General features: G+C 61.6%; 15 protein-coding genes. 7 read left to right on the forward strand and 8 right to left on the reverse strand.

Features of this window, described 5'->3' with window-relative positions:
• Positions 1-17: 17 nt before the first annotated feature.
• Genes H0O21_RS07880 through H0O21_RS07890 form a run of 3 tightly spaced genes read right to left on the reverse strand, consistent with a single transcriptional unit; the run spans position 18 to position 1,290 of the window.
• Entirely contained in the window at positions 18-734 is a 717-nt protein-coding gene (locus H0O21_RS07880) for a DUF924 family protein (protein ID WP_185189292.1), read from the reverse strand.
• Positions 731-1,057: a hypothetical protein gene (locus H0O21_RS07885; RefSeq protein WP_131454504.1), complete on the reverse strand. Its 327-nt coding sequence runs from the start codon at positions 1,055-1,057 to the stop codon at positions 731-733. Before H0O21_RS07885 ends, H0O21_RS07880 begins: the two co-directional genes overlap by 4 nt.
• The gene (locus tag H0O21_RS07890) at positions 1,057-1,290 is read right to left on the reverse strand and encodes a hypothetical protein (protein ID WP_131454798.1); all 234 of its coding nucleotides are present in this window, start codon (positions 1,288-1,290) and stop codon (positions 1,057-1,059) included. Before H0O21_RS07890 ends, H0O21_RS07885 begins: the two co-directional genes overlap by 1 nt.
• 112 nt (positions 1,291-1,402) lie before the next feature.
• Between H0O21_RS07890 and H0O21_RS07895 the strand changes: the two genes are divergently transcribed.
• Positions 1,403-1,723: a hypothetical protein gene (locus H0O21_RS07895; protein WP_131454797.1), complete on the forward strand. Its 321-nt coding sequence runs from the start codon at positions 1,403-1,405 to the stop codon at positions 1,721-1,723.
• Between the two features lie 59 nt (positions 1,724-1,782).
• Positions 1,783-2,040, forward strand: coding sequence for a hypothetical protein (locus H0O21_RS07900; protein WP_131454503.1), 258 nt, complete (start codon positions 1,783-1,785; stop codon positions 2,038-2,040).
• On the opposite strand, the gene H0O21_RS07905 is transcribed toward H0O21_RS07900, so the two are convergent.
• Positions 2,041-3,276 carry a glycosyltransferase family 2 protein gene (locus tag H0O21_RS07905; RefSeq protein ID WP_185189293.1) on the reverse strand — a complete coding sequence of 412 codons (1,236 nt, stop codon included), beginning with the start codon at positions 3,274-3,276 and terminating at the stop codon, positions 2,041-2,043. It abuts the gene before it with no gap.
• A gap of 156 nt (positions 3,277-3,432) precedes the next feature.
• Here H0O21_RS07905 and H0O21_RS07910 point away from each other — a divergent pair, with 156 nt between their 5' ends.
• Both H0O21_RS07910 and H0O21_RS07915 read left to right on the forward strand, forming a co-directional pair.
• A complete protein-coding gene (locus H0O21_RS07910) occupies positions 3,433-3,624 on the forward strand; it encodes a hypothetical protein (RefSeq protein ID WP_131454501.1) in 192 nt (63 codons plus the stop codon).
• 382 nt (positions 3,625-4,006) lie between these two features.
• Positions 4,007-4,477 (forward strand): hypothetical protein, encoded by a 471-nt coding sequence (locus H0O21_RS07915; RefSeq protein ID WP_185189294.1) that lies wholly within the window; start codon positions 4,007-4,009, stop codon positions 4,475-4,477.
• A 14-nt stretch (positions 4,478-4,491) separates the two neighbouring features.
• Here H0O21_RS07915 and H0O21_RS07920 read toward each other — a convergent pair whose 3' ends face one another.
• Complete coding sequence (locus H0O21_RS07920) at positions 4,492-4,647, reverse strand: hypothetical protein (RefSeq protein WP_164498725.1); 156 nt, start codon at positions 4,645-4,647, stop codon at positions 4,492-4,494.
• 88 nt (positions 4,648-4,735) lie between these two features.
• On the opposite strand from H0O21_RS07920, the gene H0O21_RS07925 reads away from it, so the two are divergent.
• Entirely contained in the window at positions 4,736-5,323 is a 588-nt protein-coding gene (locus tag H0O21_RS07925) for an inorganic diphosphatase (RefSeq protein ID WP_131454499.1), read from the forward strand.
• A 124-nt stretch (positions 5,324-5,447) separates the two neighbouring features.
• Complete coding sequence (locus tag H0O21_RS07930; protein ID WP_185189295.1) at positions 5,448-5,987, forward strand: L,D-transpeptidase; 540 nt, start codon at positions 5,448-5,450, stop codon at positions 5,985-5,987.
• A 3-nt stretch (positions 5,988-5,990) separates the two neighbouring features.
• On the opposite strand, the gene H0O21_RS07935 is transcribed toward H0O21_RS07930, so the two are convergent.
• Positions 5,991-6,320 carry a MarC family protein gene (locus H0O21_RS07935; protein WP_255440943.1) on the reverse strand — a complete coding sequence of 110 codons (330 nt, stop codon included), beginning with the start codon at positions 6,318-6,320 and terminating at the stop codon, positions 5,991-5,993.
• 4 nt (positions 6,321-6,324) lie between these two features.
• Positions 6,325-7,278 (reverse strand): hydroxymethylbilane synthase, encoded by a 954-nt coding sequence (gene hemC, locus H0O21_RS07940; protein ID WP_185189296.1) that lies wholly within the window; start codon positions 7,276-7,278, stop codon positions 6,325-6,327.
• A gap of 123 nt (positions 7,279-7,401) precedes the next feature.
• On the opposite strand from hemC, the gene H0O21_RS07945 reads away from it, so the two are divergent.
• Positions 7,402-7,896: a DUF6561 domain-containing protein gene (locus H0O21_RS07945; protein ID WP_185189297.1), complete on the forward strand. Its 495-nt coding sequence runs from the start codon at positions 7,402-7,404 to the stop codon at positions 7,894-7,896.
• Positions 7,897-7,928: 32 nt separating this feature from the next.
• Here H0O21_RS07945 and rpoD read toward each other — a convergent pair whose 3' ends face one another.
• Complete coding sequence (rpoD, locus tag H0O21_RS07950; RefSeq protein ID WP_185189298.1) at positions 7,929-9,359, reverse strand: RNA polymerase sigma factor RpoD; 1,431 nt, start codon at positions 9,357-9,359, stop codon at positions 7,929-7,931.
• Between the last annotated feature and the right edge of the window lie 245 nt (positions 9,360-9,604).

Below are 9,604 nucleotides of genomic sequence, written 5' to 3' on the forward strand. Positions count from 1 at the left end.
GTGTGCAACGCCTGTCCTCAACGTTGGCGTTGACGGCGGTTGGCCTTGCGGGTGCCGCCGTAGCGGTAGCCGGGCTGTCGGCTGATTGGTTCCCAGCATTCAGGGCAGGCGAGTCGCCACTCAGGCCGTGCATCGCTGCGCACGCGGTAGTGGAGGGGGCCTGCCTTGCCGCAGCAGTCGCACTGGGGCAAGTGACGCGTCAGCAGATAGCTCTCCTCCTCGGCAGTGGAGAGTCGCCCCAGGGCTGCATTGCGATGGGGGTACCGGCCGAAACGCAGGAGAAGCTCCCTGTTCCTTCGTGCCACGGCGGCAGTTGCAGGATCGCTGAAGCGCTCGAGCAACGGAATCCCCTCCTCCAGGTCAGCGAGGGTTTCGCTGTGCAGAAAGGGCATCAACCAGAACTGTCGTCGCGGGCGGGATGCTTCGTCTGACAACCAGCCGCAGGTCAGCGCCTGACGGCTCAGGGCCAGGGCCGCTGCATCGCCACTGAAGGCCTCGGGCTGATCCCGATACAGCTGTCGACTGAACTGATCCAACAGCAGCACCAAGGCCAGCCCGCTGTCCGGCTCCTCTCCCCATGCCGTCAGTTGGCCGGCAAGGGCCTCCATGGTCAGGGGGCCAAAGCGGCTGCGAACCTCCCCATCAAAGGCATCGCTTTGTTGGAACCACTGACGGGGCCGGCATTCTTCAAACCAGAACCGAAGCACAGCGGCAGCGGCCTGCTGGTTGTTCACCCCTGGTTGCGACGCACCCGTTTCACGGCCAGCCCCGCTTCAGTCGCCGTGATCGCTGCAAGCAGCACCAGGCCGATCAGACCCACAAGCTGGTTCTGAGCCTCAGCACTGGCCTCAGCGTTTTGGCCCAGAACGGCTCCGGCGATGAACCAAGTGCTGGCCAGGATCGAGGTGATCCAATAGGCCTTCCAGCGTCGTTGGTAGAGATAGCCGGCTCCAAGGCCAGGAATCACGTTGAGCAGAGCGGCCACCCAACCGGAGGAGGCGGCCAGGATCTGTTCGCGGCTTGGAGAGGCTGTTGCCTGGTTGGAGGAGTCGTTCATCACTTGCTGCGAGTTGCGGCGTAGGCCACGGCGCCACCGGCGATCAGGGTGAGCAGGCCTGTGCTCAGCAGAAATCCGGTGAGCATGAACAGGCCGAGCAGGGAGCCGAGCAGTGACATCTTCACGCGCAGCAGTTTCGACTTGATCAGAAGCACGAGCAGCAGCATCACCGTGGCCTTCAGGCCGGCGATCTTCGCTGCACTGATCGGACAAAACGGACTGAAGGGGAGCATTGCTGGAAAGGCCACACTGTCACTCTGTCGCGCCCTTGAGCACGCTGTGGATTGCTCCCTGCTGAATCGCTGCTGTTGCGCCGTGTTGACGCTTGCGCTCACCCTGCAGCTGATGCTGGCGATTCCGAGCCCGGTGTCCGCCGACTGGATCTGCGAGGGCGATCGGCTCAGTGTTGAGACGATTGATCTGGGCCGGGAGGCCATGGGGGCTCTGGCCGACTCGATTCCCAACACGGCTGCGGGCACCTTGCCTGGTGATGGCGTACTCATTCATTGGCGGGGCGTCACCCTGCAGCTACCCCGCACCAACAACGCCGGTGCCCCCAGTTACACCGATGGTCGCTGGTGGTGGAGGGCCGAGGACCCCGATCATCCTGAGTTCCGCCAGCGGCGTGGTGGGGTTGAGACCTACCGCTGCGAACCCTGGGCCTGAGCTCCGGTTCGGATCGGCCAGAAGACCCGTTAGGCTCCGCTTGTCTCATGGTTGGACCCATGCTCCGCAGTCTGTTTGGCGTGCTGATGGCCGCGGTGCTTTGGGTGCAGGTGCCCCAGTGGAGCAACGACTGGTCCCATTGCGCTGTGGATGTGCCGGATGCCGATTGCCACTGGTATGTGGTCGCGCCTGACAACACGTTTGGTGAGGGGTTCGACTGGGCCACGGCGCCTTGGTTCGACGTCAACGGTCTCCATGACATCGCCCAGCTCCAGCACACCGTGGATGCGATCCAGGCTCAAGCGATCCAGCCCTGATCATGAGCTGAGGGATCGCCCCTTCCAGGTCCAGCCCTGACCGGTGAGGCTGCGCCAGACCGATGTCGGTGCCAAGCCGGCCACGATCAGACCGCCGGCGCCCATCAGCCACCAATGCTTCAGCGGTAGGGCGAATCTCTTCAGGGTCCAGAGCCTCAACCCCAGCTGCAGGCCGATACCCACCAGGCCCAAAACGGTGATGGCCTGCCAACAGGTCTGTAGAGGGCCAGCCGGCAGGAGTCGATCCATCACCAGGGCACCCGGAACCACCAGCCAGGGCGTGCTGAACATCAGCAGAACCACACCGCCGGCACTGAGGGCTTTGAGGATGCTTCCATCGAGGCCAAGAAACCAGTTTTTGCTCCACCCCTCCCAGAGGGCGCTGAAGCTGGCATACATGTGCAGCTCCACGGCATCAAGCCCCAGGCGGTAACGCAGCCGATAGCCCCCATGCTTGATGCGGCGGGCGAGTGCCAGGTCTTCCACCACTTCTGCGGCAAGGGCACGGTGGCCTCCGATGGCCTCATAGGCCTCCCGTCGGAAGAGCATGAAGGGCCCGGCGGCAAAGGCCACGCTGGAGTCGGGTTCATTGGTTTCTTGAATCGGAAACCCCAGGCCCAGCAGGCTGGCCATGATGGGCTGGACCATCCACTCCGCCAGACAGCTGCAGACCAGGCGGGGCGCAAGGCTGAACAAATCCGCCTCCTCTCTGGTCGCCTGATGCAGGGCGCGGCGGATGGCGTCAGGGGCTAGGCGCACATCGGCATCGATGAACAGCACCCAGCCACTGGAGACCTCATGCATCGCCTGGCTGCAGGCCCAGTTCTTGCCCACCCAGCGCTCGCCTTCTGGCCGCGGGCCCGCTGCGATCACCTGGCCTTCAGGGTTTTCGCCCGAGCTCTTGCACTCGAGTTGGCTCATTTCTGCCCTGGCGATTGCCAGGGTTGCATCGCTCGACTCATCATCCACGACCAGAACCTTCCACTGTTGGCAGGGAGACGCGCTGGTCAGCACAGTTCTCAGGCAGGCTTCAATGTTGGCGGCTTCGTTGAAAGCCGGAATCACCACTGTGAGGCTGGTGTCGATCGGATCGCCGCCGTAATCCGTGGATTCGGCATCCAGTTCCGGTGCCGTTGCAAAGGTGCGCTGGAGGCCAATCAGCAACGTCACCAGCCCCAGTGCGGCGGCCGAGGCCGAGATCAAAAAGAATGCGGTGATCAGCCAGCTGGCGTCCATTGCTGAGGCGTCAAACCTCAAGAATCCTGCTGCATCGTCCTTTGCTTAGCTGCTTGCTTCTGATTTCCTAACCTTGGGTTAGGAGCAGTCCAAGGCCAGGTGTTGGCGGTTGTGCTCATGATTGAGCAATGATGAAGTTGCACATGAGGCATGGCCATGCGTTGTCTTTCCACGCTCGACCCCTACACGGTTCGCTACAAAAACTTTGACGGCCATAAATTGGAAACCTGCTTTTATGCCAGTGATGCCTTTGAGGCTCGTTTGCTGGCGATTGAGTTCAATGCTTATATCCGCAACCGTCCCCAATGCATTGATGCCGTGATCCGCGAAGTGCGGCGTTCTGCTTGATCATTGATGCGCTGCATGAATGCCTTGGTGCATGAGTGCATGTGCATCATTGTGCTTTCCTTTGGGCCGTTATGGTGATGGTTTCAATCAGTCTGAATGCCTCGGCTCACGCTGACTCTTGATGATCGGCAGCACAAAGCCCTCAGGCTTTTAGCACTGCAGAGAGATCGAACAATGCTCTCCTTGATCAAGGATGCACTTGGGGAATATCTCGAGCGAGAGGGAGGCTTTGAATTGAGAATTCGCTCTTCTGCCGATGGTGGTGATTTGAACTCAGCACCAACTGATTCCGCCAGCCGCTGATTCCGCAAGGGTCTGATTCCGCCCCAGACGCCTGGAGATTCGCCAGCATGGTGCAGTCGACTGCGCGCTGCATCGCTCCATGCCTTGGCGTTCCCTGGTGGTGCTGTCCATCCTTTTGAGCGTGTCCTCGTTGCCGCCCGGGCCGGCAGCTGAAGCCAGCGGTTACACACTGGTGTTTCAACGCTCCAAGGGGGCTCTCCCCTCAGGGCATCGACGCTGGCTTCTGCAGGTGCGTCGGGCAGGTCAGACCCTGGCGAGTTGGACAGCGGTGAGTGGCACTCGCCAGGCTCAGACATCCGACCGGCGTTGGTCTCCCGGCAATGGAGCACCGCTGCCGGTGGGCACCTACAACGTGGGGCGGCCTGAGCGTTGGGAAGGCTCCTGGTGGATTGACCTCAACCCTCGCTTCTCCACGACCCGCAGCGCCCTTGGGATTCACACTTGCCTGCCGGGAAGTGGTTGTATCTGCCTGCCAAGTCGGGCCGATACAGAGGCTGTGGCTCGCTGGATCAACAAGACAGGGCTCAGCCGGCTGCAAGTGCTGAACTGAAATCCGAGTGGGATTCAGACCAGGCGCACGCTGCCCGTTTCCACCAGGCGCAACAGGGTGGTCTTGAGCTTCTGCTCCTGTTCGTCAAGGTTCTGCTGCAGCAGAACGGCCCTGTATTCGTCTGTGCTGATCCTGTTGTGGAGTCGCGCGGCGAGATACATCTCGACCATGGAAGCAGCTTTGATCGCCCGACGACCCTAGGGGGAGGACGATGCGATCTGTGGTTCGTAGGATGCGCCGCGCCGATCCTCCCTGCCCATGGCCAACCTTGACCAGGCCCCGAGCCGCAGCATGCCCAACCTGCTGCATGTGCTGCCGGCCTTCGCCGATGAGGCGGAGCTCCGCCTGAACACGATCGTGGAGCTCAACTCCAACACGATCAACAAGTATGAGCTGATCACTGAGACCGGTCATCTGAAGCTGGACCGTGTCGGCTACTCCTCCCTGGCCTACCCCTTCGCCTACGGCTGCATTCCCCGGACCTGGGACGAGGACGGCGATCCCCTCGACATTGAGATCGTCAACGTGACCGAGCCTCTGATCCCTGGATCCGTGGTGGAAGCTCGCATCATCGGCATCATGACCTTTGATGATGGCGGTGAGGTGGACGACAAGGTGATCGCTGTGCTGGCCGATGACAAGCGCATGGATCACATCAAGAGCTTCGAGGATCTCGGCGAGCACTGGAAGAAGGAAACCACCTACTACTGGGAGCATTACAAGGATCTCAAGAAGCCTGGCACCTGCAGGGTGAATGGCTTTTTCGGTACCGAGAAGGCCGTGGAGATCATCAAGAGCTGCGAGGCTCGTTACATGGCCGAGATCGATCCCAAGTTGGTCGACTGAGCCTGAAGCGTTCCGTGGCGCTGTTGAGGGCGGGGGAGACCCCGCCTTTTTTATTGGCTTCGCGGAAGGGCTGCTTTTTCTCTGAGCGATGTTTACGTTGAGACCAAAGGGTCTCGACGATTCAATGTCTACTCGCTCTGTGCCTCTTCCTCGACCGGTTGTGCTCGGCGCCCTGCTGGGGCTGGCCCTTCCGGTGTGCTCGGCTGCTGCCGCGGTCGCAGCGCCCCAGCTCGGGCCTGGCCCCCTCGCCGTGTTGCCGGCAGCTCCCACCACCCGGATTGAGCTGGATCTGCGGACGCGGCGCATCAGCGTGATCCGCAACGGTGAGCGCCTCGGCCCCTGGCCCGTGGCGATTGGTGACCCGAAAACGCCAACGCCGGCTGGGGTCTTCCAGGTGGAAAACAAGCGGGTCAATCCCCAGTATCAGAGCACCAAGTCAGGCAAGGTGCATCCCGTCACTGGACCTGCCAGCCCCCTCGGCCACCGCTGGATCGGTTTTCTCCAACATGGCCCGAATCAGTTCGGAATCCATGGCACCCCCTGGCCCCATTGGGTGAAGATCCGCGCCGCGGTCTCCAATGGCTGCGTGCGCATGCTCAACGCTCACGTGCAGCAGCTCTATGACCTGGTCGATGTTGGAACGCCGGTGGTGATCACGCGCTGAGCATCAACTGCTCACGCCATGCTGAAGAAGCACCGGGAAGCCGGCGCTCAGGCCGCTGAACAGCATCTGCACGGCGATCGCCGTAAGCAGCAGGCCCATGATCTTGGTGAGCACCTTCAGCGCTGAACTGCTGATCTTTGAAGACAGCATCTCGCCGGCGTCGAAGATCAAATACACCACCACGGTGAGCAGCAGCACCACCAGGCTTAGGCCCAGCTTGCCGCCCATGCTCGCGGCCGCAGGGTCAGCGATCACCACGGTGAGGGTGCCAGGGCCCGCCAGCAGAGGGATGCCCAAGGGCACGATTCCCTCCGCTGTGTGCAGCAGAGACATCAAGTCAGGCTTCGGGACGCACCGAAGCAAAAATCTCTTTCAGAATCTCTCCTGCGCCGCGGGATTTCAAGTCGTCGGCAAGACCTTTGCCAAGGTCCTCGGCGCTGCTCACCGCTCCGCGACGCTCATCACGGATCAGGCGTAGGCCATCAAGGCTGGCCACCATGCCGGTGAGGATCAGCTCGTCACCCTCGATGCAGGTGTTCACGCCAATCGGCACCTGACAGCCGCCTTCGAGTTCACGCAGAAAAGCTCGCTCCGCCAGACAGCGGGAGGCGGTTGGACCGTGTTCCAGCACCTTGATCAGCTCCAGCACCTCCGGCTTGCCTTCCACGCATTCGATCCCAAGGGCGCCTTGGCCAACGGCATGAAGGGAGATGGCGCTGGGGATGATCTGGTGAATGCGATCCCCGAAGCCGAGCCGGCTGAGGCCAGCTGCAGCAAGGATGAGGCAGTCGTAGTCGCCGGCATCCAGTTTTTCCAGACGGGTGATCACGTTGCCGCGCACATCCTTGAACTCAAGGTGCGGGTAGTGATGGCGCAGTTGAGCCAGGCGGCGAAGGGAGCTGGTGCCCACCACGGATCCCTCCGGCAAGGTCTCCAGCTTGTAGTCGGCATTTTTGGCGTTCACCACCAAGGCGTCGGCGGGATCCTCCCGTTCAGTGATGCAGCCCAGCATCAGGCCTTCCGGCAGGTTGGTGGGTAGATCCTTGAGTGAGTGCACGGCGATCTCGGCGCGCCCCACCAGCATCTGAGCTTCCAGCTCCTTCGTGAACAGACCCTTGTCGCCGATCTTGGCCAGGGCGACATCCAGGATCTTGTCGCCCTGGGTGGCCATGGCTTCCACGGAGATCGCCAGACCAGGGTGGGCTTTCTCAAGCTCCGCCTTCACCCAATTGGTCTGCACCATGGCCAGCTGGCTGCGGCGGGAGGCGATGCGCAGGTGCTCGAGGGCCATGGATAAAGGATTGCAGCCGCTAAGACTACCCAGTCGGCCCTCCATTCAGGCCGCTGTTTGACAACGCATGAAGCACCAGTGGCCAGCGGCAGCTTTACGATTCGAGACAGTTGATCCGCTGTAATGCCGGGACCCGTGGTCAACGGAGTGCGTCATGACGCTGGCTCCACCGAGCCTGGAGCTCCAGCAGCACGTTCCTCGGCAGTCCCATCAGGTGCCGGGGAAGCCCAGGCCTTCCTTCCGGTGCTGGCGGAGGGAACGATCCGACTGCTCCTGCTCACCAGTGGTCAGCTGGTGATGGCCCGCCTTCGCCAGACCAGCGACGGTGATGGTGAGAGGGCCTACCAGCTCCTGAGGCCCCTGCTGGTGGAGGCGAAGACCGCAGCCGATGGCACCCAGGCCGGTTGCGGTTGGGTTCTCGCACCGTTTCTCGATGGCCTCACGGCTCAGAAGAATCTGGTGCTGTTCAAGGGAGCGATCGCGTCGATTCTTGAGCCTGAGCCTCGTTTGATTCAGGCCTACACCATCCGCACCAACCAGGAGTGCCCTCCGGCCGAGACCCCAGTGGAGCGGCTCAAGCGTGCTTTTCAGGAATTCACAGAGAGCATCGAGGGCTGAAGCGTCGCCGCAGCCCCCGACGCGTTGCTCGCTTACTTGATGTATTCCTTGAGCACGCCGTTGCGGTTGGGGTGGCGCAGTTTGCGCAGGGCCTTGGCTTCGATCTGGCGGATGCGTTCCCGGGTGACATCGAAGATCTGTCCGATCTCCTCAAGGGTCTTCATGCGACCGTCATCGAGGCCATAGCGAAGACGCAGAACATCTCGCTCCCGTGGGCTGAGGGTGGCCAGCACACCCTCCAGGTCTTCCCGGAGCAGGTTCTTGGCCACATCCTGTTCGGGGTTCTCAATGTCGGCTTCGATGAAGTCGCCCAGACGGGAATCCTCCTCCTTGCCGATTGGGGTTTCCAGAGAGATCGGAAGCTGAGCACTTTTGGCGATGAAGCGCAGTTTCTCGATCGTCATCTCCATGGATTCAGCAATCTCTTCTTCGGTCGGCTTGCGACCGAATTCCTGGCTGAGCACCTTGGTGGTTTTCTTGATGCGTGAGATGGTCTCGTAGAGGTGCACCGGAAGCCGGATGGTGCGGCTCTGGTCGGCGATGGCGCGGGTGATCGCCTGACGAATCCACCAGGTGGCGTAGGTGGAGAACTTGTAGCCCTTCTCGTGATCGAATTTTTCAGCGGCCCGGATCAAACCCAGGCTTCCCTCCTGAATCAGGTCCTGGAAGCTGAGGCCCCGGTTCATGTATTTCTTGGCAATCGACACCACCAAGCGCAGGTTGGACTGCACCATCTTTTCTTTGGCCCGTCGGCCAAGCATCAGCCGGCGGCGGAACTTGATCAGCGGCATTTCCACCAGGGCTGCCCATTCCTTGGTGTCAGGCAGGCGACCGTTGTCACTCTCGAATTGAGCTGCCAGCTCCTCGAGCAGCAACAGGTCGGCAATTTTCCGGGCCAGTTCGATTTCCTCATCCGGACGGAGCAGACGGATGCGGCCGATCTCCTGCAGGTAAACCCGGATTGAGTCTTCGGTATAGACCCCTTTGGGGCCAATCTTGATGCTGGCCAAGGCCTTGGCCTTGGCATCTTTTGCGGCGGACGCCTCGGCGGCATCACTGCCGGCCTTGGCATCCGCCTTGGCTGCAGGGGCAGCGCCGGCCGCGGCCAGGAGTGCATCAGCAGCGGCATCGAGATTGTTGCCTGCGGCGGCAGCCGCTGCCTTGCTGTCGGTTGCTTTGGCAGCCGCAGATTTGCTGCTGCTGCTTTTCGCCTTGGTTGTGGACCTGGCCGCCGTGCTCTTCGCAGCAGTGCTCTTGGCCTTGGTCGCCGTGCTCTTCGCAGCCGTGCTCTTCGCAGCCGTGCTCTTCGCAGCCGTGCTCTTGGCCTTGGTTGTCGACTTGGCCGGGGGTTTCACGTCCTTCGCCTTGCCGCTGGCGTCAGCCAGCATCACGATGGCGGGCTTCTTTTCGGCAGCGGCTTTTGCCGATTTGGCCGCAGCAGTTTTGGTCGCAGCAGGGCTCATGGCAGATGGGGAATCGAGGCGGACTCAAGGAACGTCACAACATGAGTGCGGACGCGACACACTCACTGACAGCGATCTATTTCAGTGCGCACCCGTCTTTGCGTGACAGGTGCGAAGCTGAACAGGAATCGACAAGGTGATAACAGGATCGGGACCAAGGCAGGGCTGTCAGGGGCTTTCGCAGACCGGTCGGCCGTAGTGGAGGAGAACTCCTGGCTCGAGCTTCGTGTCTTCCCTCTGGACGG

It is taken from the genome of Synechococcus sp. HK01-R, assembly GCF_014217855.1.
Lineage (GTDB): Bacteria > Cyanobacteriota > Cyanobacteriia > PCC-6307 > Cyanobiaceae > Synechococcus_C.